We start from the raw sequence: 26,108 nt of genomic DNA on the forward strand, positions 1-26,108 counted from the left end.
CCGACGTCACGGGGAGACGTCGGCGACCGGGGAGTCCCGTCCCGCCCACCGCCCGAGCCCCCGGCCGACGCCCCACCGGCGCACCGCGACCGCTCCGGCAGCTCCCGCCGCCGACCTCGAGGTCCGCACCGTCGTGGTGACCGGCAACGTCGTGGTCGGCCGCCGCGCCGACACCGTCGTCGTGGCCCGGGAGGTGCGCCCGGCCGAGCCGGCGAGCGCCCTCGCCGACGTCGCCGACCTCGCCGACCTGACCGGGGCCGCCGACGCCCAGGCGCGGGCCGCCGTCGCGGCCGACCCCGTGGCGATCCCCGGGGACGCCGCCACCGACGGCACCGGCACCGGCATCAACACCGACACCGGCATCGCCGGCGACACCGACACCGCCGGCGATGCCGAGCGCGTCCCGGTCACCGTCGTCGCCGGGCACGGCCGGCACCGGCCGATCGCCCGGCTGCTGCGGCTGCCGCAGCGCCGTCCGGCGTTCTACCTCGCCGCCGCCCTGGTGGGCGCCGTCGGCGTCGGCTCCTTCTCCTTCGGCGACCGCGTCGCCCAGGCCGACGGCCCCGGGGCGGTCAGCGCCTCGGTGAGCGTGGCCGAGGAGCTCGGCATCGGGGACCGGGACGTGCCGGCCGCCGCCGAGGCCGCGACCCTGCGCTCCGACGCCACGCTGCTCGGCGAGGTGACCGCCAGCCGCACCGCCCGCGAGGCGCAGGAGGCCGCGGCCGCCCAGGCCCAGGCCGACGCGGACCGGGTCGTGCAGGAGGCGGCCGCCGCCGCGGCCGCGGAGGCCGCCCGGCCCACGACCGTCCTGCCGGTGGACGGCGCGCGGCTCAGCAGCACCTTCGGTGCGCGCTGGGGCACGCTGCACGCCGGCATCGACCTGGCCGCGCCGATCGGCACGCCGGAGTACGCGGCCGCCGACGGCGTCGTCCTCGAGGCCGGCCCGGCCGCCGGCTTCGGGCTCGCGGTCTACGTCCAACACGGGAACGGCGACGTCACCGTCTACGGGCACATGGAGGAGATCCTCGTGCAGCCCGGCCAGGTGGTCCGCGCCGGTGACACCATCGCCCTGCTCGGCAACCGCGGGCAGTCGACCGGTCCGCACCTGCACTTCGAGGTGCACGTCGGCGGCATCGGCGGCGAGAAGGTCGACCCGGTCCCGTGGCTGCGGGAGCGCGGCGTCGCCATCTGAGCAGCCTCCCGGCAGGTCCGGAGGACACTGCGGGGGGAGGTGGGCCGATGGGAGCCGGGCACTCGCACGGGCACGCGCACGGCACCGCCGCGGGGGCGTCCCGCGGGCGGCTGGCCGTCGTCCTCGGGCTGACGCTGGCCGTCCTCGTCGCCGAGGTCGTCGGGGCGCTGGTCTCCGGGTCGCTGGCCCTGCTCGCCGACGCGGGGCACATGGCCACCGACGCGCTCGGTGTGGGCCTGGCGCTCGGCGCGGTGACGCTGGCCCAGCGCCCCGCCCGCGGACGGCGGACCTTCGGCTGGCAGCGGGTGGAGATCCTCGCCTCGGTGGCCAACGGGCTGCTGCTCGCCGGTGTCGCGGTGGTGGTGCTCGTGGAGGCGGTACGCCGCATCGGCGACCCGCCCGAGATCTCCTCCGGGGTGGTCCTCGCCGTGGCCGCCGTCGGCCTGGCCGCCAACCTCGCCGGGCTGGCTCTGCTGCACCGCGGCCGCCGCGGCTCGCTCGCGGTCCGGGGCGCGCACCTCGAGGTGCTCGGCGACGCGCTCGGCTCGGTGGCCGTCCTCGTCGCCGCCGGCGTCGTCGCGCTCACCGGGTGGACACCGGCCGACACGATCGCCGCGCTGCTCATCGGCTGCCTGGTGCTGCCGCGGGCGTGGGCGCTGCTGCGCGAGTCGTTGGACGTGCTGCTCGAGGCCGCGCCGCGCGACGTCGACCTCGACGAGGTCCGGGCGCACCTCCTCGGCGTGGCGGGCGTCATCGGCGTCCACGACCTGCACGCCTGGACGATCACCTCCGGGCTCCCGGTGCTCTCGGCGCACGTCGTCGTCACCGACGAGGCGCTGGCGGCCGGCCACGGCGGCCGGGTCCTCGACGCTCTCGGCACCTGCCTGGGCGACCACTTCGACGTCGCCCACTGCACCTTCCAGATCGAGGCCGAGACGCACGCCGGCCACGAGGCCCCCGTCCACGACTGAGGGAGGACCCCTCGCCCCCACCACTCGCTCCCCTCGCTGCGGGCCCCTGCGAGGGGGCCGCCCGGTCGGCTTCCGCCGGTGGGACAGTGGGGAGGACGTCGGAGGGACTGGAGGCGCAGGTGGAGCACGGGCACCACTCGGGCATGTGGGTGCCCGGCGAGCCACCCACGTGGGGACGGGTGTTCCTGCCCCACCTCGACGCGTGGTCGGTGCTGCCGGTCCTCGCCCTGCTCGGCGTGCTGGTCTACGCCGTCGGCCTCGTCCGGCTGCGCCGCTCCGGCGTGGCCTGGCCGTGGTGGCGGACGGCGTCGTGGGCGGCCGGCTGCCTGTCGCTGTTCGCCGTCACCGGGACCTGGCTCAGCGGTTACAGCATGGTGCTGTTCAGCGTGCACATGGCCCAGCACATGGTGCTGTCCATGGTCGCGCCGCTGCTGATGCTGCTCGGGCGGCCGGTGACGCTGGCGCTGCGGTCACTGCCTCGGGGGAGGGGAGTGGCCGGCGTCCCGCGGGCGCTGCTGCTCGACGCCCTGCACAGCCGGGTGGCGCGCTTCGTGTCGCACCCGCTGTTCACGCTGCCGCTGTTCCTGGTCAGCCTCTACGGCGTCTACTTCACGCCGGTCTTCGACGCGCTGATGAGCGACCCGTTCGGCCACCAGTTCATGCTCGCCCACTTCACCGTCACCGGGCTGCTGTTCTTCGGCCCGATCCTCGCCCAGGACCCGTGGCCGCGGCAGGTGGGCCACGGCGGCCGGATGCTCGAGCTGCTGATCCCGATGCCGTTCCACGCCTTCTTCGGCGTCGCGATCATGATGTCGTCGGCGCTGGTGGTGCGGACCTTCGCCGACCCGCCCGCCGGCTGGGGCGTGGACCCGCTGGCCGACCAGAACACCGCCGGCAGCATCGCCTGGTCCTTCGGCGAGGTGCCGACCGTGCTGGTGATGCTCGTCGTGCTCGCCAGCTGGATGGGTTCGGAGGACCGCCGCGGCCGCCGCATGGACCGGGCCGCCGTCCGCACGGACGACGCCGAGCTCGAGGCCTACAACGCCCGCCTCAGGGAACTGGCCGCCCGCTCCGGCTCCTGATCCGGCGGCTCCGGACCCGACGGCCCACACGACGGCGCTGCACACCACGGCGCTGCACACGACGGCGCTGCACACGACGGCGCTGCACACGACGGCGCTGCACACGACGGCGCTGCACACGACGGCGCCCGCGCCCCCTGCCGGGGACGCGGGCGCCGAGGTGTCCGGGACCTACCCGACGTGCACGGGGACGTCGCCGGCCGGGAGGTCGTCCCTGGTCGCCTCGATGAGGAACGCCGAGACGAGGGCGCCGATGACGAGCAGCGCCGCCGCCCAGGTGAACGCCGTCGTGTAGCCCTCGACCTGCGCCTGCAGGCCGACCGCGGGGTCCTGGGGGTTCGCGCCCGAGGTCAGCGTGTCGGCGGTGTAGGCGCTGACCGCGCCCACCGACAACGAGGCCAGGACGGCGGTGCCGATCGAGGCGCCCACCTGCTGGGTCGCGTTGAGCATCGCGCTGGCGGCACCGGCGTCGCGCTCGCCGGCGCCGACGAGCGCCAGGTTCGACAGCGGCACGAAGGTGAAGCCGAGCCCCAGCCCGAGCAGCAGCTGGCCGGGGAAGGGCAGCTGCCAGAAGCCGGTGTCCACGCCGACGAAGGACAGCGTGAACAGCCCCGCCGCGGCCAGCAACCCGCCGAGGACCATGAGCGGCTTGGGTCCCACCCGCGGGACGAGCGCGCTGGCCGCGCCCGCGGAGAGGAGGACGCCGAGGGTGGTGGGCAGCGAGGCCAGGCCGGCGACGATCGGCTCGTAGCCGAGGACCTGCTGGAAGTACAGGCTGAGGAAGAAGAACGCCCCGATGAGCCCGGCCCCCACGAGCGTCGAGGTGAGGTAGGCGCCACCGCGGTTGCGGTCGAGCACGATGCGCATCGGCAGCAGCGGGTTGCGGGTGCGCAGCTCCACCACCACGAACAGGGCCACCAGCACGAGGCCCGTCACGATGAACACCCAGGCCGGACCGTCCGTCCAGCCGCTGTCGGCCGTGACGAGCGTCGGGGCGCCCTGTGCGGCGGCCGCCGCGTTGGCCGCGGCGGCGTCGGCGGCGTTGGTCTGCGACGCCTCGGCCACCCGGGTGAAGCCGTAGACGATCGAGGCCAGGCCCAGGGTGATGACGATCGCGCCGGGGATGTCGTACCTGGTGTCCCCGGGGGCCTTGCTCTCCGGCACGAACGGGATGGCCAGGACGATGGCCAGCAGCGCCACCGGCAGGTTGACCCAGAAGCACCAGCGCCAGTCGGCGTACTCGGTGAGCGCGCCGCCGAGCAGCAGGCCGACCGCGGACCCGCCGCCGGCGATCGCGCCGTAGACGCCGAAGGCCTTGGCGCGCTCCCGGGGGTCGGTGAACAGCACGGTCAGCAGCGCCAGCGACGCCGGCGCCAGCAGCGCGCCGAAGACGCCCTGCAGCGCGCGGGCGCCGAACAGCATGGCCTCGTTCTGCGCGAGGCCGCCGAGTGCCGAGGCGACGGCGAACCCCGCCGCGCCGACCAGGTAGGTGCGCTTGCGGCCCCAGAAGTCGGCGATGCGGCCGCCGAGCAGCAGGAAGCCGCCGAAGGTCAGGGTGTAGGCGGTGACGATCCACTGCTGGGTCGCCGGGGTGATGCCCAGGTCGGCGGACACCGCGGGCAGCGCGATGTTGACGATCGTGGCGTCGAGGATGACCAGCAGGACGGTCATCGCGATGACGCCGAGGGCCAGCCAGCGCCTCTCGTAGGGCTCCGCGGCCGGGGTGTCCGGCCCGATCGCGGACGTGGACGACGGGTGGGTCATGGGGTCCTTCGGGAGTGGAGAGCAGGGCCGAGATCGCCGGCCGAGGGGCAACCCAGTCTCCTGCGACCATGGGACCGTGGCCGTTTCGCTGGTGGTGACCGCTGACACACACCTCCCCAAGCGGGCACGTGACCTGCCTCGGTCCCTCTGGGCGGCCGTCGAGGCCGCCGACCTCGTCGTGCACGCCGGCGACTGGGTCGACGTCGCCCTGCTCGACGCGCTGGAGTCCCGTGCTCGCGCCCTGCTGGCCGTCTACGGCAACAACGACCACGGGCCGCTGCGGGAGCGGCTGCCGGAGGTGGCCCGCGCCGAGGTCGGCGGCCTGCGCGTCGCCGTCGTCCACGAGACCGGCGACGCCAAGGGCCGGGAGCGCCGCTGCGCCGCCCGGTTCCCCGACGCCGACGTCCTCTTCTTCGGCCACAGCCACATCCCGTGGGACACCACCACCGCAACCGGTCTGCGGCTGCTCAACCCCGGCTCGCCCACCGACCGGCGGCGGCAGCCGACCGGCACCTTCCTCACCGCCGTGGCCGACGCCGGGGTCCTGTCCGAGGTGGTCCTCCACCCGGTCCCCCGGTGACGGCGGTCCCGACGGCGTCCCCGCCGGCCGCCCGCTGGCGGCACCTGTTCATCGGCCTGACCGGCCTCGTCGCCGCCTGCGCGGCGCAGAACGGGATGCCCTTCCTCACCGTGGCGCTGCGCGCCGAGGGGCTCACCCTGCCGCAGGTCAGCCTCCTCGTCGCCGCGCCCACCGCCGGCCTGGTCTGCGCGCTGCTCGCCTGGGGTGCCCTCGCCGACCGGTACGGCGAGCGCCTCGTGCTCTCCTGCGGCCTCGCCGTGGCCGCCGGCGCCCTCACCGGTGCCGCCCTGGCCGACGCCGCCGTGCCGACCGGCCTGTGGCTGCTGCTGGCCGGGGCCGGGAGCGCCTCGGTGCACGCCGCCAGCGGCCGGCTGGTGCTGGGCTGGTTCCCGCCGGAGCAGCGCGGGCTGGCGATGGGCATCCGCCAGGCCGGGCAGCCGCTGGGCGTCGGCCTGGCCGCCCTGACCCTCCCGCGGCTGGCGGCCGACGGCCCCGGGGGCGCCTTCGTGTCCCTGGCGGCCGGCTGCGCGGTGACGGCGGTCCTCGTGGGCCTGCTGGTCCGCGATCCCGACCGCCCGCCGCGCACCGACGGCGCGCCGCGTCCGGTCTCGCCCTACCGCAGCCCCGTCCTGTGGCGGGTGCACGCGGCCAGCACGCTGCTCGTGGTGCCGCAGTTCGCCGTCGCGGGGCTCGCCTTCGACTGGCTGGTGCGCGAGGCGGGCTGGAGCGTGGCCGGGGCCGGCACCCTGCTGGCGGTCACCCAGGTCGGCGGGGTCGCCGCGCGGCTGGGTGCGGGCACCTGGTCGGACCGGGTGGGCAGCCGGCTCGGGCCCCTGCGGCAGGTCGCGGTCGTCGTCGCGGTGGTCGTCGGGCTGCTGGCCGTCGTCGCCACCCTGACGCCGGACGTCCTCGGGCCCGCCGCGGCCGCGGCGGCGGTGGCGCTCGCGGCGGTCGCCACCGTGAGCCCGAACGGGGTGGCGTTCACCTCGGTGGCCGAGCAGGCCGGGAGCGCGTGGGCCGGGCGGGCGCTGGGCGCGCACAACACCGTCCAGAACCTGGCGGCCGCCCTGACCGTCCCGCTGGCGGCGCTGCTCGCCGACGGCGGGCCCGGCTACGGCGCGGCCTTCGCGCTGGGCGCGGTCGCCGCCGCGGGCGCCGTCGCCGTCGTCCCCGGCCGGACGGCCGAGCGGACCTCCGCCGGCGCGGACGCCCGGTGAGCCGCACGCCGTGGCCGCCGGGGGCGGTGGCCCTGCTGGCCTGCCCGGTCTGCGGCGCGCCGCTGTCGGCCCTGCCCGGGGACGCCGGCCTGCGCTGTCCGGCCGGGCACTCCTACGACCGGGCGCGGCAGGGGCACGTGACGCTGCTGCCGCCCGGGCACACCCCGCCCACCGGTGACACCGTCGCGATGGTGGCCGACCGCGCGGCGGTCCTCTCCGCCGGCACCTACGCGGGGCTGACCCGGGTGCTGGGGGACGCGGTCGCCGCGGGGGAGGGGCCGGTGGACGCCGTCCTCGACCTCGGCGGCGGCACGGGGCACCACCTGGCGGGTGTCCTCGACCGGCTGCCGGGCGCCGTCGGGGTGGTCCTCGACTCCTCGCGCTACGCGGCCCGCCGCGCGGCCGGGATCTCGCCCCGGGTGCTCGCGGTGGTCGCCGACACCTGGGCGCGGCTGCCCGTGCGCGACGGCGCCGTCGACCGCGTGACGGTGGTCTTCGCGCCTCGCAACGGCCCGGAGACCGCACGGGTGCTGCGGCCCGGCGGCCGGCTGGTGGTGGTCACCCCCGCGCCCGACCACCTCGCCGAGCTCGTGCGGCCGCTCGGCCTGCTGCGGGTGGACCCGGAGAAGGAGGCCCGGCTGGCGGCGTCCCTGGAGCCGCACCTGGTCCCGGCCGGGCGGGTGCGGCACCGCGAGCAGGTCGACCTGGACCGCGGCACGGTGGCCACGGTGGTGGGGATGGGCCCGCACGCCCGGCACCTGACGCCGGAGCGGCTGGCGGCCGCGGTCGCCGGGTTGCCGCCCTCGGTGCGCGCGACCCTCGCCGTCGACGTCACGACGTGGACGGTCCCCGCGGACGCGGACGCAGGAGGGGCCCGGCCGTGACGGCCGGGCCCCTCCTGCGGACGTGCTCGCTGCTCCAGCGCCGCTGGGACGCTGGAGCAGACCGCGTCAGCGGACGGAGCGGCTGCGTCCCCGCGTGGCGAAGACGTAGATCAGCAGCACGACGATGGCGCCGATGATCGAGCCGATGATGCCGGCGGTGCCGATCTCGAAGCCGTTACCGCTGATGAGGCTGCCGAGCGCGTTGCCGACGAGCGACCCGATGATGCCGAGGATGATGGTCATCCCGATGCTCATGGACTGCTTGCCGGGCACGACGGCCCGGGCGATGAAGCCGGCGATGGCGCCGACCACGATCAGCACGATGATGTTCCAGAGAAGTTCCACGGTGGGACCTCCAGAGGGGAACTGGCCTGGTGGCCGGGGCCTGGGATCTCCAGCGCCGGACGTTCCTGTTCCCCTCCTGAGCAGGGCGGAAACCCGAATTGATCTAGACGGTGCCGTCCGGCTCGCCGACGTCCCCCCTACGGGTGACCGGGCGGTGGCCCCGTGCACCGGCGCGCCCGCCCGGTCGGGCCCGACGACCCTCCTGCGCACGGTCTAAGCTGCGCCCGTGACGATCGCGCCTGCACCGATCGTGAGCCGGCCCAGCCCGGCTCGCGAGGTCCAGCGGGGTGCGCGGCTCTCGAACCTGCTGCGGACCACGGACCACAAGACCATCGGCCTGATGTACATGGCCACCTCGTTCGCCTGGTTCGTCGTGGGTGGCTTCATGGCCATGCTCATCCGCGGTGAGCTGGGCCAGCCCGGGCTGCAGTTCCTGTCCCCGGAGCAGTACAACCAGCTGGTCACCATGCACGGCACGATCATGCTGCTGATGTTCGCGACGCCGCTGTTCTTCGCGTTCTCGAACCTGATCATGCCGCTGCAGATCGGTGCTCCCGACGTCGCGTTCCCGCGGCTGAACGCCTTCTCCTTCTGGCTGTTCTTCTTCGGCAGCCTGATCGCCGTCTCGGGCTTCCTGACGCCCAGCGGTGCCGCCGACTTCGGCTGGTACGCCTACGCCCCGCTCTCCGACGCCGTGCACACCCCCGGCGTCGGCGCCAACCTGTGGTTCTCGGGCCTGGCCGTCAGCGGTCTGGGCACGATCCTCGGCGCGGTCAACTTCATCACCACCATCGCCTGCCTGCGGGCGCCGGGCATGACCCTGTTCCGGATGCCGATCTTCACCTGGAACACCCTGGTCACCAGCCTGCTGGTGCTCTTCGCGTTCCCGATCCTCACCGCGGCGATCTTCGGCATGCTGGCCGACCGCAACCTCGGTGCGCTCATCTACTCGGACGAGAACGGTGGGCCGATGTTGTGGCAGCACCTGTTCTGGTTCTTCGGCCACCCCGAGGTCTACATCATCGCGCTGCCGTTCTTCGGCATCATCACCGAGATCATCCCGGTGTTCAGCCGCAAGCCGCTGTTCGGCTACAAGGGCATGGTCGGCGCGACCCTGCTGATCGCCGGCCTGTCGGTCACGGTGTGGGCGCACCACATGTTCGCCACCGGCGCGATCCTGCTGCCGTTCTTCTCCTTCCTGACGTACCTCATCGCCGTGCCGACCGGCATCAAGTTCTTCAACTGGATCGGCACCATGTGGCGCGGCCAGCTGACGTTCGAGACGCCGATGCTCTTCGCGATCGGCTTCCTGGTGACCTTCCTCCTCGGCGGGCTCACCGGCGTGCTGCTGGGCAGCCCGCCGCTGGACTGGCACGTCAACGACAGCTACTTCGTCGTCGCCCACTTCCACTACGTCGTCTTCGGCACCGTGGTGTTCGCCGCCTACGGCGGCATCTACTTCTGGTTCCCCAAGATGGCCGGCCGGATGATGGACGAGCGGCTGGGCAAGCTGCACTTCTGGCTGACGTTCATCGGCTTCCACGCCACGTTCTTGGTCCAGCACTGGCTGGGCACCCAGGGCATGCCGCGTCGGTACGTCGACTACCTGCCCACCGACAACTTCACGACGCTGCACGTCATCTCGACGATCGGCTCGTTCGTCCTGGGCGCGAGCACCATCCCGTTCCTCTACAACGTGGCCAAGTCGTGGAAGTACGGCCGACTCGCGCTGCGCGACGACCCGTGGGGCCACGGCAACTCGCTGGAGTGGGCGACGTCCTCGCCGCCGCCGCGGCACAACTTCACCGAGATCCCGCGGATCCGGTCGGAGCGTCCGGCGTTCGAGGCGCACTACCCGCACCTCATCGAGCGGCTGCACGCCGAGGCGCACGTCGGCAAGCGGCACGAGCCGTACGGCGGCGTGAGCGAACTGTCCAGCGGCTCGGGTCCCCGTCAGGGCCCGAACGACCCCGACCCGTTCTGACCGGACCCCCTCCCTCCCCACCACTCCTTCCTCGTGGCGGGGCCCTGGGAGGGGGCCGCGGAAGAACAGCGCGACGTCACCTGCGACGCCCCGTCGGCTCCGGCCGGCGGGGCGTCGCCGCGTCCGGGGTCCCCGACCGGGCGGGGGAGCGGCCGGGGCGGTGCGGCACGATGACGCCCGTGCCGCCCGACCCCGCTCCCCGCGTCCTGCCGCAGGCCGCCGCCCAGCGGCCCGGGGCGCTGCTCACCGTCACCGGCGCCGACCGGCCCGGAGTGACCGCCCGCCTCTTCGGGGCGCTGGCGCGGGGCGGTGACGGCGTGCCCCCGGTCGAGGTGGTCGACGTCGAGCAGGTCGTCGTGCACGGGCGCCTGGTCCTCGGCGTGGTCGTCGGCGTGGTCGTCGGCGCCCTGCCGGCGGCCGGGGGACCGGTGGACGAGGCCGCCTTCCTCGCCGGGCTGGGTCGCCTCGCCGACGACGTCGCACGGGCCACCGGTGTCCGCGTCGAGGTGGAGTCCGCCCCCGACCGCGGCGTCCAGGGCGTCCCGGCCGGCCGGCCGCACCACGTCATCCTGCTCGGCCGCCCGGTGCCGCCGTCCGCGGTCGCCGGCGCGGCCACGGCGATCGCCGGCGTCGGCGGCAACATCGACGCCATCCGGCGGCTGTCGGACTGGCCGGTGACCAGCCTCGAGCTGACCGTCTCCGGAGCCGGCGCCACCGAGCTGCGCACCGCGCTGGCCGCCGTCGCCGCGTCCACCGGCGCCGACATCGCCGTCGAGCAGGTCGGGCTGGCCCGGCGCAGCAAGCGGCTGATCGTCCTCGACGTCGACTCGACGCTCGTGCGCGGCGAGGTCATCGACGAGCTGGCCGCGCGCGCCGGGCGGGCCGCCGAGGTCGCCCGGATCACCGCCGCGGCCATGAACGGCGAGCTGGACTTCGCCGAGTCGTTGCGGGCGCGGGTGGCCACGCTGGCCGGCCTGCCGGTCGAGGTCCTCGACGAGGTCCGTGAGCACCTGGAGCTCACCCCGGGCGCCCGCACGCTGATCCGCACGCTGCAGCGCCTCGGCTTCCGCTGCGGCATCGTCAGCGGCGGCTTCAGCCAGATCACCGATCCGCTGGCGGCCTCCCTCGGCCTGGACTTCGCCGCGGCCAACACCCTCGAGGTCTCCGACGGCCGGCTCACCGGCGGCCTGGTGGGCGAGATCGTCGACCGGCCGGGCAAGGCCCGGGCGCTGGCCCGCTTCGCCGCCGCGCACGGCATCCCGCTGGAGCAGACGGTCGCGGTGGGCGACGGCGCCAACGACCTCGACATGCTCAACGCCGCCGGGCTGGGCATCGCCTTCAACGCCAAGCCGGTGGTGCGCGAGCAGGCGCACACCGCGCTGAACCAGCCCTACCTCGACGCCGTCCTGCAGGTCCTCGGCTTCACCAGGGACGAGGTCCTCGACGCCCTGTAGGAGCCATTGGCGCTACAAGGGCTCCTCAGGGGCGGTGGACGGTGCCCTCGAGCTCGACGCCGGCGGCGCGGAGCCGGTCGAGGGCGGCGGCGGTCGAGGCCTCGGCGACGCCCGCGGTCAGGGACAGCAGCACCCGCGTGTCGAAGCCCTCGGCGACGGCGTCGAGCGCGGTGGCGCGCACGCAGTGGTCCGTGGCGATCCCCACGACGTCGACGGCGTCCACGCCGTGCCCGCGCAGCCAGTCGGCCAGCCCCACGCCGTCGGACCGGCCCTCGAAGCCGGAGTAGGCCGCCTCGTACTCGCCCTTGTCGAACACCGCCTCGACCGGCCCGCGGTCCAGCGCCGGGTGCAGCTCGACCCCGCCGGTGCCGACCACGCAGTGCGCCGGCCACGTGTCCAGGTAGTCCGGCTGCTCGGCGAAGTGGCCGCCGGGGTCGACGTGGTGGTCGCGGGTGGCGACGACGTGCGCGTACCCGGCGGTCCGCACGTGCCCGCTGATCGCCCCGGCCACCGCGGCGCCCCCGGCCACGGCCAGGCTGCCGCCCTCGCAGAAGTCGTTCTGCACGTCCACCACCAGGAGCGCGCGCGTCATGCCGGTCCTCCCGGAGGTCACTGGGTCACCGTCTCCAGTGCCGGTTCCCCGCGGGACAGCGCCCATGCCTCCGGCGGCAGCGCCTCGCGGACCCGGCGGTGGTGCGCCACCGCCGCGGCCAGCGCCCCGGACGGCGACGACGGCGCCACCACCTCCCCGCCGCGCACCAGCGGGACCACCAGCTGCCGGTCACCCTCGCGCGGCTGCACGGGCCCGCTGGTGACCACCTCGGCGGTCGCCATCCCGTCGGGGTCGTGCCGGCGGACGGCCGACTTGCGGCCGCCGACGGAGTTCTTGCCCTCGGAGCGCTTGGCCACCGGGACGCCGTCGCGCTCGACCAGCTTGTAGACCATCCCGGCGGTCGGGGCGCCGGAGCCGGTGACCAGCGAGGTGCCCACGCCGTAGCCGTCGACCGGCGCGGCCATCATCCCGGCGATCGCGTACTCGTCGAGGTCGCTGGTCACGATGATCCGGGTCCCGGTCGCGCCCAGGTCGTCGAGCTGGCGGCGGGCGGCGCTCGCCAGCGTCGGGAGGTCGCCGGAGTCCAGCCGGATGGCGCCCAGCTGCGGCCCGGCCACCTCGACGGCGGTGGCGATGCCCTTGGCGACGTCGTAGGTGTCCACCAGGAGCGTGGTGCCCACGCCGAGGGTGTCGACCTGCGCGCGGAAGGCGGCGGACTCGTCGTCGTGCAGCAGCGTGAAGGCGTGCGCGCTGGTGCCCGTCGTCGGCACGCCGTACCGCCGGCCGGCCTCGAGGTTGGAGCTGGCCACGAAGCCGACGAGGTGGGCGGCCCGCGCCGCCGCGACGGCGGCCTGCTCGTGCGTGCGCCGCGAGCCCATCTCGATGCACGGCCGCTCGCACGCCGCGCCCACCATCCGCGCAGCGGCCGAGGCGATCGCGCTGTCGTGGTTGAGCACCGAGAGCACCAGCGTCTCGAGCAGGACGCCCTCGGCGAAGGGCGCGCGCACGGTGAGCACCGGCGAGCCGGGGAAGAACAGCTCACCCTCGGCGTAGCCGTCGACGTCGCCGGAGAACCGGAAGCCGGCCAGCCAGTCCAGCAGCCGGGCGTCGGTGAGGCCCTGCTCGCGCAGCGTGGTGAGCTCGTCGTCGCCGAACCGGAAGGACGGGAGCTGCTCGAGCAGGCGGCCGGTGCCGGCGACGACGCCGTAGCGGCGGCCGTGCGGCAGCCGGCGGGCGAAGACCTCGAAGACGCAGTCGCGGTCCGCGGTGCCGTCGGCGAGGGCGGCGGCGACCATGGTCAGCTCGTACCGGTCGGTGAGCAGGGCGGGACCCGTCGGCATGGGACGGGACTCTAGGTCGGGTGCCGTGCCCTCACCCCGGGAGCCGGGGGAGGGGCGTCCTAGAGTGGTCGGGTGGCCGGACCCCTGGCGCCGACACGGACGCCCGAATCCACGGTCGAGGAGACCGCCGACCTCGACCGGCCCTGGGTCACCATCGTCTGGAACGACCCGGTGAACCTCATGACCTACGTGACCCACGTGCTGCGCGAGCTGTTCGGCTACGACGAGCCGACGGCGACCACGCTCATGCTGCAGGTGCACAACGACGGCAAGGCGGTGGTCAGCTCCGGCCCGCGCGAGCGGATGGAGCACGACACCAGCCGGCTGCACGCCTACGGCCTGTGGGCCACCTACCAGAAGGACGCATGAGACCGTTCCGGCCCAGGCGCGGGGACGTCGTCGCCCGGCTCGAGCCGGCCGAGGCCGGCGTCCTCGGGCTGCTGCTCGACCAGCTCGAGCAGCTGCTCGCCGCCGATGCCGACGACGTCGACGGCGACCCGGTCATGGCCCGTCTGCTGCCCGCCGGCCACCGCACCGACCCGGAGATCGCGGCGGACTACCGCGACCTGACGGAGGCGGCCCTGCGGTCGGGCAAGACCGACGACCTCGCCGCCGTGCGGGCCAGCCTGCCGGCCGACGGCGGGGAGGTGCGGCTGGACCGCGACCAGGCCGGTGCGTGGCTGCGCACCACCAACGACCTGCGGCTGGCGCTGGGCGAGCGGATCGGGATCACCGAGGAGACCGAGCCTCCCGAGGACCCCGTCGGCGAGGAGGGCCAGCAGCTGGCCCTCTACTACTGGCTCACCGCGCTGCAGGGGTCGCTGGTCGACGCGGTCGCCGCCGGCCGAAGGTGAGCACCACGAGGGTCGCGAGCAGCAGGTCGAGGACGAAGAAGACCAGCACCAGGCTGGGCATCTCCAGGTCGCGGACCATCGCGCCGACGGCGGAGACGAGGGTGACGGCCGACAGCGCCAGCACCAGGAGGAGCAGCAGCGACCGCGCGGTGACCAGCACGGCGAGCGACCGGCGGTCGGCGGCGACGTCGCTGCTGTAGTGCCCGGTCCGGGAGGTCAGCCCCCGGACGCCCAGCCACAGCGCCGGCAGCGCGACGGCGACCACGCCGGCCACCATCAGGAGCTCGAGCACCACGAGACCGCACCGTAGCCGGTCGGCGACCGGCGGGCGCCCGCCCCCGGTCGGGCGACCGTCGTCCCGGTGGCCCGCGCGCGCCGCCTAGACTGGGGTCGTGCTGCGCATCGACCGCGCGACCTACGACGCCATCTTGGCCCACGCCCGGGAGGACCACCCGGACGAGGCCTGTGGCGTCGTCGCCGGCCCCGAGGGCAGCGACCGCCCCGAGCGGTTCATCCCGATGCTCAACGCCGCCCGGTCGCCGACGTTCTACGAGTTCGACTCGGCCGACCTGCTGCGCCTCTACCGGGACATGGACGACCGGGGCGAGGAGCCCGTGGTCATCTACCACTCGCACACCGCGACCGAGGCGCACCCGTCGAGGACCGACGTCACCTACGCGTCGGAACCGGGCGCCCACTACGTGCTCGTCTCCACGCGCCACCACGGCCGGGAGACCGGCCTGGCCGGGGACGAGGTCGAGTTCCGCAGCTTCCGGATCGTCGACGGCGAGGTGAGCGAGGAGGACGTCGAGGTCGTCGAGTCCTACCTGTTCGGCCACTCGCCGACCACCGTCGTCTACGACTGAGCCGGTGCTGTGCCGCGGGGCACGGAATCCGCGGCCGCGAGCGGGCGTTGCCCGCAGTGACACGCGCTCACGGAGCGCTCCCGCACGTCCCCACCCTCCCGAGGAGAACCGCACGCCATGGCCATCGAGGTCCGGATCCCGACCATCCTGCGCACCCACACCGGCGGCAACAAGACCGTCGAGGGCAGCGGGGACACCCTCGGCGCGCTCGTCGACGACCTCGACGCCCAGCACCCGGGCATCAAGGGCCGCCTCGTGACCGAGGAGGGGAAGCTGCACCGCTTCGTCAACGTCTACGTCAACGACGAGGACGTGCGGTTCACCGGCGCCCTGGACACCGCGGTCAAGGACGGCGACTCGGTCACCATCCTCCCGGCGGTCGCCGGCGGCTGCTGAGGCAGCCCCACCCACCGTCCGCCTCGTCCCCGGGAAGAGCTCTGCCATGGCCCGCTTCAACTCCCTCGTCGACTCCCTCGGCGGCACCCCGCTGGTCGGGCTGCCGAGCCTGTCGCCGACCTCCGACGTGCGGCTGTGGGCCAAGCTCGAGGACCACAACCCCACCGGGTCGATCAAGGACCGCGCCGCGATCTCGATGATCGAGGCGGCCGAGAAGGACGGGACGCTCACGCCGGGCGCCACCATCCTCGAGCCGACCAGCGGCAACACCGGCATCTCACTGGCGATGGTGGCCCGGCAGCGCGGCTACAAGCTGATCTGCGTCATGCCGGAGAACACCTCGGTCGAGCGCCGCCAGCTGCTGGAGATGTACGGCGCGAAGATCATCAGCTCGCCGGCCGCGGGCGGCTCCAACCAGGCCGTGGCGATGGCCAAGGAGATGGCCGCCGCGCACGACGACTGGGTGATGCTCTACCAGTACGGCAACCCGGCCAACGCCGAGGCGCACTACACCGGAACGGCCCCGGAGATCCTGGCCGACCTGCCCTCGATCACCCACTTCGTCGCGGGCCTGGGCACCACCGGCACGCTGATGGGCTGCTCGCGCTACTTCCGCGAGCACAAGCCCGGCGTCCAGGTGATCGCCGCCGAGCCGCGCTACGGCGAGCTGGTCTACGGGCTGCGCAACATCGACGAGGGGTTCATCCCCGAGCTCTACGACCCCGAGCTGCTGGACTCCCGCTTCTCCGTCGGCCCGGAGGACGCCGTCCACCGCACCCGGCAGCTGGTCGAGCGCGAGGGCATCTTCGCCGGCATCTCGACCGGCGCGATCCTGCACGCCGCGCTCGGGATCGCCGACCGCGAGGTCGCCGCCGGGCGCAAGGCCGACATCGTCTTCATCGTCTGCGACGGTGGCTGGAAGTACCTGTCCACCGGCGCGTACGCGGGCACGGTCGAGGAGGCCACCTCGGCGCTCGAGGGCCAGCTCTGGGCCTGAGCCGGCCGCTCGGCCTTCGTGCCCGGGGGTTGCTGTTCGACAACGACGGCGTGCTGGTCGACTCCGACGCCGCCGTCGTCACCTCCTGGTCGCGCTGGGCGGTGGAGCACGACCTGGACCCCACCGGCGTCCTGGCCGTGGTGCACGGGCGCCGGGCCGCCGACACGGTGGCCGACCTCGTGGCCGGGCCCCGGCGGGCCGAGGCGGCCGCGCTGATCGACCGCTACGAGCTCGAGGACGCCGGTACGGTGCCCGCCGTCGCCGGTGCCGCCGGCCTGCTGGCGTCCCTGCCGCAGGACGTGTGGGCCGTCGTCACCTCCGGCACACCGGCGCTGGCCACCGCCCGGCTGCGCGCCGCCGGCCTGCCGCTGCCCGGCGCGATGGTCACCGGGCACGACGTGCGCACCGGCAAGCCCGACCCCGAGGGCTACCTGCTCGGCGCGCGGCTGCTCGGCCTGCGCCCCGAGGACACCGTGGTGCTCGAGGACGCCCCCGCCGGCATCGCCGCGGGCCGGGCCGCGGGCGCCCGCGTCGTCGGTGTGGGGCAGCGGGCGGTCGGCGCCGGTGCCGACGTCGTCGTGCGCGACCTCACCGGACTGCGCTGGGACGACGGCGTCCTCACGGTGGCCGCCGGGTCGGTCCTGTCCGGCAGCTAGCCTGGCGCCCGCGATGGAGAACGTGCGGGGATGCGGCCGGCCGGGGAGCGCGGCATGAGGCTCACGGTCGTGGGCTGCTCGGGCAGCGGCCCGGGGCCGACGTCGGCGGCCTCCTGCTACCTGGTCGAGCACGACGGCTTCCGGGTGCTGCTCGACCTCGGCAGCGGCGCGTTCGGGGCCCTGCAGGCGCTCGCCGACCCCGACTCGATCGACGCCGTCTACCTCTCGCACCTGCACGCCGACCACTGCCTCGACGTCGCACCGCTGGTGGTGTGGCACCGGTACTCCGGCCGGGCGTCGGGGCGGCGGCTGCCGCTGATCGCCCCCGCGGGCGCCGACCGGCGGCTGGCGCTGGTGTACGACGGCGGCGGCGCCCCGCTGACCGACGTCTTCGACTTCGCGGTCACGCCGGTCTCGGCGATCCTCGGCCCGTTCACCGTGCAGACCGCCCGCACCGCGCACCCCGCCGAGTGCCACGCCATCCGGCTGACCGCGCACGGCAGCTCGCTGGTCTACACCGGCGACACCGGGCCCTCGCAGGCCGTCGTCGACCTGGCGCACGGCGCCGACGTGCTGCTGGCCGAGGCCGCCCACCCCGAGCGCGACGGGCTGCCGCCGGACCTGCACCTCACCGGCCGGCAGGCGGGGGAGGCCGCGGCCGCCGCCGGAGTGCGCCGCCTGCTGGTCACGCACGTGCCGGCCTGGGTGGACCCCGCCGCGCAGCTGGCCGCCGCGCGGACGGCGTTCCCCGGCGCCGAGCTGGTGCGCCCGGGCGCGACGTACGACGTCTGAGCGCTTGCCGGGCCCGCGGGGAGGCGGCACGGTGGGCCGGTGGTCGACGACGAACGGGACGGCGTCCGGCTGACCAGCCTCGACGCGCCGCTGGGCGACGGGCTCGAGGTGACCAAGGGCGACCTGGTCGAGCACCTCGACGCCTTCGCCGACCGGCTGGTTCCGCAGCTGGCCGGCCGGCCCCTCTCGGTCAAGCGCGTGCGCCCGGGCCAGGAACCGTTCATGCAGCGCAACGTGGCCAAGGGCGCACCGGAGTGGGTGCGCACCGTGCCGGTCTGGTCCTACGGCGCGCACCGCGAGGTGCACCAGGTGCTCTGCGACGACCGTCGCACCCTGCTGTGGCTGGCCAACCAGCGGGCGGTGGAGTTCCACGTGCCCTTCTTCCGCGCCGGCACCGAGACCGAGCCCACCGGCATCGTGCTCGACCTCGACCCGCCGGAGGGCGCCGACTTCGACGTCGTCGTCCGGGCCGCCGGGCTCGTGCGGCGGGCGCTGGCCGACACCGGGCTGGCCGGTGCGGTGAAGACCAGCGGGTCCAAGGGCGTGCACGTCGTCGTCCCGGTCCGCGGGGTCGGACCCGAGGACGCCGCGGCCGCGACCCGCGCGCTGGCCGCCCGCGCGGCGGCACTCGACCCCGACCTGGCCACGACCGCCTACATCAAGGAGGACCGGCACGGCCGCGTCTTCCTCGACTCGACCCGCTCGGGCTCGTCGACGATCGTCGCCGCCTACAGCCCGCGCATCCGCCCCGGCCTGCCGGTGTCGGCGCCGGTCGCCTGGGAGGACCTGGCCTCGGCCCGGCCGGGCGACGTCACGGTGACGACGGCTCCCGAGCGGCTCGGGGACGGCGACACGTGGACGGCGCTGCTGCCCGCGCCGCAGGAGCTGCCCGCCGACCTGCTCGCCGAGGGCCACGCGATCCCCGTCGCGCGGGTGGCCGCGATGCACGAGGGCAAGCGCCGGGCGCGGGCGAAGCGGGCCACCGAGGGCTGACCGGGAGGCCGGGGGACCGGCCGACGGTCCGCCCGCCGTCGTCCACAGAGGGCCCGGCCGTCCACCACCGGGTGTACGCGGGCGCGTCCTGTCGGTGCCGACCCGCAGGCTCCCGGCATGACGCACGACCCGCAGACCACCGCCTGGCTGGACCAGGAGGACGCCCACCTCGCCGCGGTCATCCGCCGCGCCCGCTTCGCCGTCCAGTACGTCGGACCCGGGGAACGCCCCGAGGAGCCGGCGTTCGGCTACACGATCGGCCTGTTCGGCCTGGGCCATCCCGAGCTGGTGGTCGTCGGACGGGGGTCGGCGGCCACGCACACCCTGCTCGACGCGGTCGCCGGCGAGGTCCTCGCAGGCCGGTCGGTGGTGCCCGGCGAGCTGGTCGAGGTGGGCCGGGAGGAGGTGGTCGTGGAGGAGTGCCCCAACCCGGGCGAGGTGCTCCTGGGCGCCAACCGCTGGTACCGGCGCCCGGCGGAGTACTCCGTGCCGGCCTGCGTCCTCACCTGGGCCTCGCCGGTGGGCTGCTTCCCGTGGGACCCGGGCTGGGACGGCGGCCGTCACGGGCAGCCCCGCCCGGGCACCTGGACGGCCTGAGCCCGTCCTGCGAGAACGCCCTCGTCCCCGCAGGCCGGACCCGACAGGATGGCGCCCGTCGCGGGACGCCCGGACACCCGCGGGCTGGAGGTGCACGTGACCGCGCACGCCGATCGACCGTCCCGGGGCGGACGCGCCCGTACCCGCGTGCTCCCCACCACGGAGCACCACACGGTCACCACCCTGGAGCTCTTCTTCGACCTGGTCTTCGTCTTCGCGATCACCCAGGTCACCGCCTTCATGGCCGAGGACGTCGGCTGGCGCAGCGCCGCGCGCGGATTCGTGGTGCTCGCGCTGCTCTGGTTCGCCTGGTGCAGCTACGCCTGGCTCGGCAACCAGGCGCGGGCCGACGAGGGCGTGCTGCGCGGCGCGGTCATGGCCGCGATGGGCGCGCTGTTCCTCGTCGGGCTGGCGATCCCCGAGGCCTGGGGCGACGAGGGCGGCGGCCTCAGCGCACCGCTGGTGCTGGCCGGCGCGATCGCGGCGGTGCGGCTGCTCCACCTGGCGGTGTACGTGCTCGCGGCGGGAGAGGACGCCGGGCTGCGCGCCCAGGTGCGGCGCACCGCCGTCCCGGTCGTCACCGCGGCGGTCCTGCTCGTGGTGGGTGCGGTCCTCGGGGGCACGGCGCAGACGCTGCTGTGGGGGCTGGCGCTGCTCGTCGACTACTCGGGGATGTACGCCGGGGGCCGGAACTGGCGGCTGCCCGCTCCCGGACACTTCGCCGAGCGGCACGGCCTGATCGTGATCATCGCCCTGGGGGAGTCGATCATCGCGGTCGGCGTCGGGGTCACCGACCTGCCGCTGACCGTGCCGATCGCCGCTGCCGCGCTGCTCGGGCTGACGGTGAGCGTGTGCCTGTGGTGGGCCTACTTCGACGTCGTCGCGCCGGTGGCCGAGCGGGTGCTGGCCCGCAAGCAGGGGGAGGAGCGGGTCCGGCTCGCCCGGGACTCCTACACGTACCTGCACTTCCCGATGGTCGCCGGGATCATCTTCCTCGCCCTCGGGCTGAAGAAGGTCGCGGAGTACGTGGGGGACACCGAGCACCACGCGCTCACCGACCCGCTGAAGGGCACCGGCCTGTGGGCCCTGTACGCCGGCGTCGCGGTGTACCTGCTGGCGCACCTGGGGTTCCGGCTGCGCAACATCGGCTCGGTCAACCGGCCGCGTGCCGTCGTCGCGGTGGTGCTGCTGCTCGCGCCTCTGGCCGTGCGGTACCTGCCGGCGCTGGCGCAGCTGGCGGTGCTGGCCGCCGTCCTGGTGGCGATGCTGTCCTTCGAGGTGGTCCACTACGCCGACGCACGGGCACGGGTGCGGGCGGAGACGGCCGCCGAGCACGGGTGAGGAGCCGCCCACCCGCCCTCAGCCGGCTTGCACCTCCCGGCGGTCCTCCGACCAGACCGGGTGGAAGACGCCCTCGCGGTCGACCCGCCGATGGGTGTGCGCGCCGAAGAGGTCGCGCAGGCCCTGCACCAGCGCGGCGGGCAGCCGCTCGGCGCGCAGGCCGTCGTAGTAGCCGAGCGCGGTGGCAGAGCCCGGGGCCGGGATGCCGGCCCCGACGGCCTCGACCACCACCGTGCGCCAGCCCGCGAGGCAGTCGGCGACGGCGTCGCAGAAGTAGCCGTGCGTCTGCAGCGTGGTCAGGTCCGGCTCGTCGGCGTGGGCCTGCCGGATCCGGTCGAGGAGGCGGAGGCGGAGGGTGCACCCGCCGCGCCTGATGGTGCCCCCGACCACCCCCACGCAGGGCACCTTCGGTGGGGAGGCGATCTCGCCCGGCTCCACCGCCGGCCGGGACACCGTCGCCTGGCTCGGGCCGCGGCTGCCCTCCCAGGGCTTCGTCGTCATCGTCTTCGACACCGACTCCCGCGACGACCAGCCCTCCGCCCGCGGTGACCAGCTGCTCGCCGCCCTGGACTACCTGACCGGCTCCAGCGCGGTCCGCAGCGGGGTCGACGCCTCCCGGCTGGCCGTCGTCGGCCACTCGATGGGCGGTGGCGGCACGCTCGAGGCGGCCGAGGACCGGCCGACCCTGCGGGCAGCGGTGCCGCTGACCGGCTGGAACACCGACAAGACCTGGCCCGAGGTCCGCACGCCCACCCTGGTGATCGGGGCCGAGAACGACAGCGTCGCCCCGGTCGCCAGCCACTCGATCCCGTTCTACAGCTCGCTGACCAGCGCGCCGGAGCGGGCCCATCTCGAGCTGGACAAGGCGAGCCACGTCGCGCCCAACAGCTCGAACACGGTGATCGCGGCCAACACGATCGCCTGGCTCAAGCGGTTCGCGGACACCGACACCCGGTACTCGCAGTCATCTGCCCCGGCCCGTCGGTGAGCGCCTTCGGGAGCGTCTCGGACTACCGGAACACCTGCCCGGTCTGAGCCCGGGGTCCTCGCAGGAGGGCGGCCACCGTGCACGCACGGTGGCCGCCCTCCTGCGCGCGGGTGAAGGCAGTGGCGCAGTCGTGTACCCGCAGGTCAGGCGCGCCTACGCTCGCACCGTGATCGCGCCCCGGGAAGAGGTCGTCCGTCGGGCGGCGCGCACCCTCCTCGACGGCGAGCGGCTGGACACCACCACGCTCGCCGGCCAGCTGGGCATCTCGCGGGTGACGCTGTTCCGCCGCGTCGGCAACCGCGACGCCATCCTCGGCGAGGCGATGTGGTGGCTGGCCGAACGGACGCTGCAGCGGGCCGCGCAGGCGCACGACGCCCGCCCCGAGGGAGCCGAGCCCGCCGGCCGGCTGCGCAGCCTGGCGATCATCGAGGACTTCCGCCACGTGCTCGGCACCGCGCCGTCGCTGCGGCGGTTCATCGACGACGAACCGACCACCGCGCTGCGGGTGCTCACCGACCCGCGCGGCCGGGTACAGCCGCGGCTGGTCGAGGCCTACACCGACCTGTTCGAGCGCGACGTCGAGCAGCGCGGGTTGTCCTCGGAGGTCCAGCTGCCGATGCTGGCCTACGCGGTCGTCCGCCTCGGGGAGTCGTTCCTCTACTCCGACGTCATGGTGGCCCGCGACCCCGACCTCAAGGCCGCGACCACGGTGGTCGACGCCCTGGTGACCGGCGTCCTCGGACTCCGCACCGACTGAGCCCGGGGTCAGCCCAGGCCGAGCTCCCGCCGCAGCTTGGCGACGTGCCCGGTGGCCTTGACGTTGTAGGCGGCCCGCTCGACGCGCCCCTCGGCGTCGACGACGAAGGTCGAGCGGATGACCCCCTGCACCTCCTTGCCGTACAGCTTCTTGGTGCCGAAGGCGCCGTAGGCGGTCAGCACGCGCTTGTCCGGGTCGGACAGCAGCGTGATGCCCAGGCCCTCCTGCTCGCGGAAGCGCTGCAGCTTCTCCGGCGGGTCGGGGGAGATGCCGATGATGTCGAGCCCGGACTCGGCCAGCTCGCCGGCCGCGGCGGTGAAGTCGACGGCCTGGGTGGTACAGCCGGGGGTGAGCGCCGCCGGGTAGCAGTAGACGATCACCCGCCGGCCGCGGTGGTCGGCGAGGGAGACCGGCCGGCCCTCGGCGTCGGGGAGCGTGAAGTCCGGCGCCGGGTCACCGGGCGCCAGGCGGACGGGAGCGGGCACGGTCTCGGTCATGCCCGGCATCCTGCCGTGCCGGGACGACGGCGCGTGCGGGTGGGGCGTCAGCCGCGGAGGAAGGACAGCCGCACGTGCCGCTGGGGGTTGTCGCGGTTCGGGTCGACCAGGCAGATCCGCTGCCAGGTGCCCAGCTGCAGCCGGCCCTCGAGCACCGGGACGCTCAGGTGCGGCGGCAGGAACGCCGGCAGCACGTGGTCGCGGCCGTGGCCGGGGCTGCCGTGCCGGTGCCGCCAGCGGTCGTCGCGGGGCAGCAGCTCGTCGAGCTGGGCGAGCAGGTCGTCGTCGCTGCCCGAGCCGGTCTCGATGACCGCGAGCCCGGCCGTGGCGTGCGGGACGAAGACGTGCAGCAGGCCGTCGCCCTCGCTGCCGACGAACTCCTCGCACTCCACGGTCAGGTCGGCCACCACCGCCACCCCGCCGGTCCGCACCGTCCGCAGCTCCGATCGCACGGGACGATCGTGGCCGCTCCCGGCGGGGACGGCGAGCCGGCGTCGATAGGCTCGGCGTCCGTGACCCGCCCCGACGGCCGCACGGCCGACCAGCTCCGCCCGGTGACCATCACCCGCAACTGGCTCGACCACGCCGAGGGCTCGGTGCTCGTCGAGTTCGGCCGCACCCGCGTGCTGTGCGCCGCCAGCGTCACCGAGGGCGTGCCGCGCTGGCGCAGGGGCTCGGGCCTGGGCTGGGTGACCGCCGAGTACGCGATGCTGCCGCGGGCCACGCACACCCGCGGTGACCGCGAGTCGGTCCGGGGCAAGATCGGCGGCCGCACCCACGAGATCAGCCGGCTCATCGGCCGCTCGCTGCGCGCCTCGATCGACCTCGCGGCCCTGGGGGAGAACAGCATCGCGCTCGACTGCGACGTCCTGCAGGCCGACGGCGGCACCCGGACGGCGGCCATCACCGGGGCGTACGTGGCCCTCGCCGACGCCGTCTCCTGGCTGGGCGACCGGAAGAAGCTGGCGAAGAAGGACCCGCTCGCGCAGTCGGTGGCCGCGGTCAGCGTCGGCGTCGTCGACGGCGAGCCGCGCCTGGACCTCGCCTACGAGGAGGACGTGCGCGCCGGCACCGACATGAACGTGGTCTGCACCGGCGAGGGCGGGTTCGTCGAGGTGCAGGGCACCGCCGAGGGCGCGGTGTTCGACCGGGCGACCCTCGACCGGCTGCTCGACCTCGCCGTCACCGGGTGCGCCGAGCTCACCCGCGTCCAGACAGAGGCGCTGGGCCGGTGACCACCCGGCTGCTGCTCGCCACCCGCAACGCCGGCAAGCTCGCCGAGCTGCAGCGGCTGCTGTCCGACGCCGTCCCGGGGGTCGAGGTGGTCGGCCTGCGCGACGTGCCGGAGTACCCGGAGGCCCCGGAGACCGGCGCGACGTTCGCGGAGAACGCGCTGCTCAAGGCGCGCGAGGCGGTCCGCCACACCGGCCTGCCGGCGGTGGCCGACGACTCGGGGATCGCCGTCGACGCGCTCAACGGCATGCCGGGGGTGCTGTCGGCGCGCTGGTCGGGGCGGCACGGCGACGACGCCGCCAACACCGCACTGCTGCTGGGTCAGGTCGCCGACGTCCCCGACGAGCGGCGGGGCGCGGCGTTCGTCTGCGCCGCGGCACTCGTCACCCCCGACGGCGCCGAGTCGGTGGTCGAGCGGCAGTGGCGCGGCAGGGTGGTCCGCGAGCCGCGCGGCAGCAACGGCTTCGGCTACGACCCGGTGTTCGTGCCCGACGGCCTGGAGCTCACCTCGGCCGAGCTCGAGCCCGCGGAGAAGGACGCCCGCAGCCACCGCGGCCAGGCCTTCGCCGCGCTGGTCCCGGTGGTCGCCCAGGCCCTCGGCCGGAGCTGACCGGGAGACCCCACGGGGGCCCGCGACGACGTACTGTCTGCGCCCGCGCGGGCGGGGGCGTCTGCGGGAGGGGAGCGCGGTGCGCGCGGACGTCGGTGCGTGGAGGGCCGGGCTGCGTCCCGGGCCGGTGGGGTACCGCCGCTCGGAGGTGCTGCGCGGCGGGTTCGGCGCGCTGGCCGGCATCGCGCTGGCCGCGGTCACCGCGCACGCCGTACCCGGGGGACCGGCCGGGCTGCCGTGGATCGTCGCGCCGATGGGCGCCACCGCGGTGCTGCTGTTCGCCGCCCCGGCCAGCCCGCTGGCCCAGCCCTACCCGGTGGTGGTGGGCAACACGGTGTCCACGCTGGTCGGGGTGGCCGCCGGCAGGCTGGTCGACGACGTCACGCTGGCCGCGGCGGTCGCCGTGGGCGTGGCGATCCCGCTGATGATGGTGCTGCGCTGCGTGCACCCGCCGGGTGGCGCCTGCGCGCTGTTCACCGCCGTCGGCGGATCGGCGGTGACCGACCACGGCTGGGCGTTCGCGCTGTGGCCGGTCGGCGTCGACACGGTCGTCCTGCTGCTGGTCGCGGCGCTGGTGAACAACCTGACCGGGCGGCCCTACCCCCACGTGCCCGAGCCGCCGCGGTCCGGTCCCGAGGCGCCGCCCACCGAGCGGGTCGGGCTGCAGGCCGAGGACGTCCGGGCGGCGATGCAGCGGCTGGACCGCGGCCTGGACGTGCTGCCCGGCGACGTCCTGGCGCTGGTCCGCGACGCCGAGGCGCACGCGCTGGACCGCCGGCTCGGGCAGCTGCGGGTGGGAGCGCTCATGGAGCGCGACGTCCGCACCGTGCAGCCGCAGGAGACCCTCTACCGGGCGCGGATGCTGATGAACCAGCACGCGGTGAAGGCGCTCCCGGTGGTCACCGACGACCGCCGCGTGGTCGGCATCGTCACCGTGTACGACCTGTTCAACCTGGAGGTCGTGGCGCTCGACCCGGTGGCGGAGGTGATGAGCAGCCCGGTCACCACGGTCGGCGTCGGCACCCACGTCTCGGAGCTGGTCGGGCTCATGGCCGACCGCGGCCTGCGGCACCTGCCGGTGGTCGACGGCGAGGGCCGGCTGGCCGGGATCGTCACCCGCGCCGAGCTGGTCGCCGTCCTGCACCGGGCACTGGTCGGCTCCTGA

Annotated in this window: 31 protein-coding genes; 23 read left to right on the forward strand and 8 right to left on the reverse strand. The window is 75.1% G+C overall.

Features of this window, described 5'->3' with window-relative positions; genetic code table 11:
* Positions 1–136: 136 nt before the first annotated feature.
* The 3 genes from HLV61_RS01015 (at position 137) to HLV61_RS01025 (ending at position 3,245) form a co-directional block, all read left to right on the forward strand.
* Positions 137–1,192, forward strand: coding sequence for a M23 family metallopeptidase (locus HLV61_RS01015; RefSeq protein ID WP_369252077.1), 1,056 nt, complete (start codon positions 137–139; stop codon positions 1,190–1,192).
* A gap of 47 nt (positions 1,193–1,239) precedes the next feature.
* A complete protein-coding gene (locus HLV61_RS01020) occupies positions 1,240–2,163 on the forward strand; it encodes a cation diffusion facilitator family transporter (RefSeq protein WP_369252079.1) in 924 nt (307 codons plus the stop codon).
* 86 nt (positions 2,164–2,249) lie between these two features.
* Positions 2,250–3,245, forward strand: coding sequence for a cytochrome c oxidase assembly protein (locus tag HLV61_RS01025; RefSeq protein WP_369252081.1), 996 nt, complete (start codon positions 2,250–2,252; stop codon positions 3,243–3,245).
* Between the two features lie 171 nt (positions 3,246–3,416).
* Here HLV61_RS01025 and HLV61_RS01030 read toward each other — a convergent pair whose 3' ends face one another.
* Positions 3,417–5,009 carry an MFS transporter gene (locus HLV61_RS01030; protein ID WP_369252083.1) on the reverse strand — a complete coding sequence of 531 codons (1,593 nt, stop codon included), beginning with the start codon at positions 5,007–5,009 and terminating at the stop codon, positions 3,417–3,419.
* Positions 5,010–5,085: 76 nt separating this feature from the next.
* Between HLV61_RS01030 and HLV61_RS01035 the strand changes: the two genes are divergently transcribed.
* From HLV61_RS01035 to HLV61_RS01045, 3 genes are read left to right on the forward strand one after another with little or no spacing between them, the layout of a single operon-like run.
* Positions 5,086–5,589, forward strand: a complete 504-nt coding sequence (locus HLV61_RS01035) for a metallophosphoesterase family protein (protein ID WP_369252085.1) — start codon at positions 5,086–5,088, stop codon at positions 5,587–5,589.
* A complete protein-coding gene (locus HLV61_RS01040; RefSeq protein ID WP_369252087.1) occupies positions 5,586–6,806 on the forward strand; it encodes an MFS transporter in 1,221 nt (406 codons plus the stop codon). Before HLV61_RS01035 ends, HLV61_RS01040 begins: the two co-directional genes overlap by 4 nt.
* A gap of 26 nt (positions 6,807–6,832) precedes the next feature.
* The gene (locus tag HLV61_RS01045; protein WP_440284463.1) at positions 6,833–7,690 is read left to right on the forward strand and encodes a putative RNA methyltransferase; all 858 of its coding nucleotides are present in this window, start codon (positions 6,833–6,835) and stop codon (positions 7,688–7,690) included.
* A 66-nt stretch (positions 7,691–7,756) separates the two neighbouring features.
* Here HLV61_RS01045 and HLV61_RS01050 read toward each other — a convergent pair whose 3' ends face one another.
* Positions 7,757–8,035, reverse strand: coding sequence for a GlsB/YeaQ/YmgE family stress response membrane protein (locus HLV61_RS01050; protein WP_369252091.1), 279 nt, complete (start codon positions 8,033–8,035; stop codon positions 7,757–7,759).
* Positions 8,036–8,261: 226 nt separating this feature from the next.
* Here HLV61_RS01050 and ctaD point away from each other — a divergent pair, with 226 nt between their 5' ends.
* Both ctaD and serB read left to right on the forward strand, forming a co-directional pair.
* Complete coding sequence (ctaD, locus tag HLV61_RS01055; protein ID WP_369252095.1) at positions 8,262–10,019, forward strand: aa3-type cytochrome oxidase subunit I; 1,758 nt, start codon at positions 8,262–8,264, stop codon at positions 10,017–10,019.
* Between the two features lie 170 nt (positions 10,020–10,189).
* Complete coding sequence (serB, locus tag HLV61_RS01060) at positions 10,190–11,473, forward strand: phosphoserine phosphatase SerB (RefSeq protein WP_369252097.1); 1,284 nt, start codon at positions 10,190–10,192, stop codon at positions 11,471–11,473.
* Positions 11,474–11,498: 25 nt separating this feature from the next.
* On the opposite strand, the gene HLV61_RS01065 is transcribed toward serB, so the two are convergent.
* Both HLV61_RS01065 and HLV61_RS01070 read right to left on the reverse strand, forming a co-directional pair.
* A complete protein-coding gene (locus HLV61_RS01065) occupies positions 11,499–12,065 on the reverse strand; it encodes an isochorismatase family protein (protein WP_369252099.1) in 567 nt (188 codons plus the stop codon).
* Positions 12,066–12,082: 17 nt separating this feature from the next.
* Positions 12,083–13,366, reverse strand: a complete 1,284-nt coding sequence (locus HLV61_RS01070; RefSeq protein WP_369252101.1) for a nicotinate phosphoribosyltransferase — start codon at positions 13,364–13,366, stop codon at positions 12,083–12,085.
* Positions 13,367–13,438: 72 nt separating this feature from the next.
* Here HLV61_RS01070 and clpS point away from each other — a divergent pair, with 72 nt between their 5' ends.
* Both clpS and HLV61_RS01080 read left to right on the forward strand, forming a co-directional pair.
* Positions 13,439–13,735 (forward strand): ATP-dependent Clp protease adapter ClpS, encoded by a 297-nt coding sequence (gene clpS / locus HLV61_RS01075; RefSeq protein ID WP_093580583.1) that lies wholly within the window; start codon positions 13,439–13,441, stop codon positions 13,733–13,735.
* Positions 13,732–14,220, forward strand: a complete 489-nt coding sequence (locus tag HLV61_RS01080) for a DUF2017 family protein (RefSeq protein WP_369252103.1) — start codon at positions 13,732–13,734, stop codon at positions 14,218–14,220. The genes clpS and HLV61_RS01080 overlap by 4 nt, the downstream gene beginning before the upstream one ends.
* Here HLV61_RS01080 and HLV61_RS01085 read toward each other — a convergent pair.
* On the reverse strand, positions 14,168–14,515 hold the full coding sequence (locus HLV61_RS01085; RefSeq protein ID WP_369252105.1) for a hypothetical protein: 348 nt from the start codon (positions 14,513–14,515) through the stop codon (positions 14,168–14,170). The two genes, HLV61_RS01080 and HLV61_RS01085, sit on opposite strands and share 53 nt — an antisense overlap.
* Positions 14,516–14,612: 97 nt before the next feature.
* On the opposite strand from HLV61_RS01085, the gene HLV61_RS01090 reads away from it, so the two are divergent.
* The 8 genes from HLV61_RS01090 (at position 14,613) to HLV61_RS01125 (ending at position 20,858) form a co-directional block, all read left to right on the forward strand.
* Complete coding sequence (locus HLV61_RS01090) at positions 14,613–15,086, forward strand: Mov34/MPN/PAD-1 family protein (protein WP_369252107.1); 474 nt, start codon at positions 14,613–14,615, stop codon at positions 15,084–15,086.
* Between the two features lie 117 nt (positions 15,087–15,203).
* Complete coding sequence (locus HLV61_RS01095; RefSeq protein ID WP_093580575.1) at positions 15,204–15,482, forward strand: MoaD/ThiS family protein; 279 nt, start codon at positions 15,204–15,206, stop codon at positions 15,480–15,482.
* A gap of 46 nt (positions 15,483–15,528) precedes the next feature.
* Positions 15,529–16,479 (forward strand): PLP-dependent cysteine synthase family protein, encoded by a 951-nt coding sequence (locus HLV61_RS01100; RefSeq protein WP_369252109.1) that lies wholly within the window; start codon positions 15,529–15,531, stop codon positions 16,477–16,479.
* Between the two features lie 29 nt (positions 16,480–16,508).
* On the forward strand, positions 16,509–17,135 hold the full coding sequence (locus tag HLV61_RS01105) for an HAD-IA family hydrolase (RefSeq protein ID WP_369252111.1): 627 nt from the start codon (positions 16,509–16,511) through the stop codon (positions 17,133–17,135).
* A 54-nt stretch (positions 17,136–17,189) separates the two neighbouring features.
* Positions 17,190–17,927, forward strand: coding sequence for an MBL fold metallo-hydrolase (locus HLV61_RS01110; RefSeq protein ID WP_369252113.1), 738 nt, complete (start codon positions 17,190–17,192; stop codon positions 17,925–17,927).
* A 39-nt stretch (positions 17,928–17,966) separates the two neighbouring features.
* Positions 17,967–18,920, forward strand: coding sequence for a DNA polymerase domain-containing protein (locus HLV61_RS01115; RefSeq protein ID WP_369252115.1), 954 nt, complete (start codon positions 17,967–17,969; stop codon positions 18,918–18,920).
* 117 nt (positions 18,921–19,037) lie between these two features.
* Positions 19,038–19,517: a DUF4262 domain-containing protein gene (locus tag HLV61_RS01120; protein ID WP_369252117.1), complete on the forward strand. Its 480-nt coding sequence runs from the start codon at positions 19,038–19,040 to the stop codon at positions 19,515–19,517.
* 147 nt (positions 19,518–19,664) lie between these two features.
* Positions 19,665–20,858 carry a low temperature requirement protein A gene (locus HLV61_RS01125; RefSeq protein WP_369252119.1) on the forward strand — a complete coding sequence of 398 codons (1,194 nt, stop codon included), beginning with the start codon at positions 19,665–19,667 and terminating at the stop codon, positions 20,856–20,858.
* An 18-nt stretch (positions 20,859–20,876) separates the two neighbouring features.
* Here HLV61_RS01125 and HLV61_RS01130 read toward each other — a convergent pair whose 3' ends face one another.
* Positions 20,877–21,254, reverse strand: coding sequence for a hypothetical protein (locus HLV61_RS01130; RefSeq protein ID WP_369252121.1), 378 nt, complete (start codon positions 21,252–21,254; stop codon positions 20,877–20,879).
* On the opposite strand from HLV61_RS01130, the gene HLV61_RS01135 reads away from it, so the two are divergent.
* Together HLV61_RS01135 and HLV61_RS01140 are read left to right on the forward strand one after the other, a co-directional pair.
* Positions 21,232–21,846 carry a dienelactone hydrolase family protein gene (locus tag HLV61_RS01135; protein ID WP_369252123.1) on the forward strand — a complete coding sequence of 205 codons (615 nt, stop codon included), beginning with the start codon at positions 21,232–21,234 and terminating at the stop codon, positions 21,844–21,846. The genes HLV61_RS01130 and HLV61_RS01135 overlap by 23 nt on opposite strands.
* A gap of 166 nt (positions 21,847–22,012) precedes the next feature.
* Positions 22,013–22,603 (forward strand): QsdR family transcriptional regulator, encoded by a 591-nt coding sequence (locus tag HLV61_RS01140; RefSeq protein ID WP_369252125.1) that lies wholly within the window; start codon positions 22,013–22,015, stop codon positions 22,601–22,603.
* Positions 22,604–22,611: 8 nt separating this feature from the next.
* Here the strand turns inward: HLV61_RS01140 and bcp are convergent, their stop codons facing one another.
* Together bcp and HLV61_RS01150 are read right to left on the reverse strand one after the other, a co-directional pair.
* Positions 22,612–23,100: a thioredoxin-dependent thiol peroxidase gene (bcp, locus tag HLV61_RS01145; protein ID WP_369252127.1), complete on the reverse strand. Its 489-nt coding sequence runs from the start codon at positions 23,098–23,100 to the stop codon at positions 22,612–22,614.
* 47 nt (positions 23,101–23,147) lie between these two features.
* Entirely contained in the window at positions 23,148–23,552 is a 405-nt protein-coding gene (locus tag HLV61_RS01150; protein WP_369252129.1) for a YjbQ family protein, read from the reverse strand.
* A 60-nt stretch (positions 23,553–23,612) separates the two neighbouring features.
* Between HLV61_RS01150 and rph the strand changes: the two genes are divergently transcribed.
* The 3 genes from rph to HLV61_RS01165 all read left to right on the forward strand — a co-directional run bounded on the left by rph (position 23,613) and on the right by HLV61_RS01165 (position 26,108).
* Positions 23,613–24,335: a ribonuclease PH gene (rph, locus tag HLV61_RS01155; RefSeq protein WP_369252131.1), complete on the forward strand. Its 723-nt coding sequence runs from the start codon at positions 23,613–23,615 to the stop codon at positions 24,333–24,335.
* Entirely contained in the window at positions 24,332–24,943 is a 612-nt protein-coding gene (rdgB, locus tag HLV61_RS01160; protein ID WP_369252133.1) for an RdgB/HAM1 family non-canonical purine NTP pyrophosphatase, read from the forward strand. The genes rph and rdgB overlap by 4 nt, the downstream gene beginning before the upstream one ends.
* A 79-nt stretch (positions 24,944–25,022) precedes the next feature.
* Positions 25,023–26,108 carry an HPP family protein gene (locus tag HLV61_RS01165; RefSeq protein ID WP_369252135.1) on the forward strand — a complete coding sequence of 362 codons (1,086 nt, stop codon included), beginning with the start codon at positions 25,023–25,025 and terminating at the stop codon, positions 26,106–26,108.

This window comes from Geodermatophilus amargosae (genome assembly GCF_041028265.1).
GTDB lineage: Bacteria > Actinomycetota > Actinomycetes > Mycobacteriales > Geodermatophilaceae > Geodermatophilus > Geodermatophilus amargosae_A.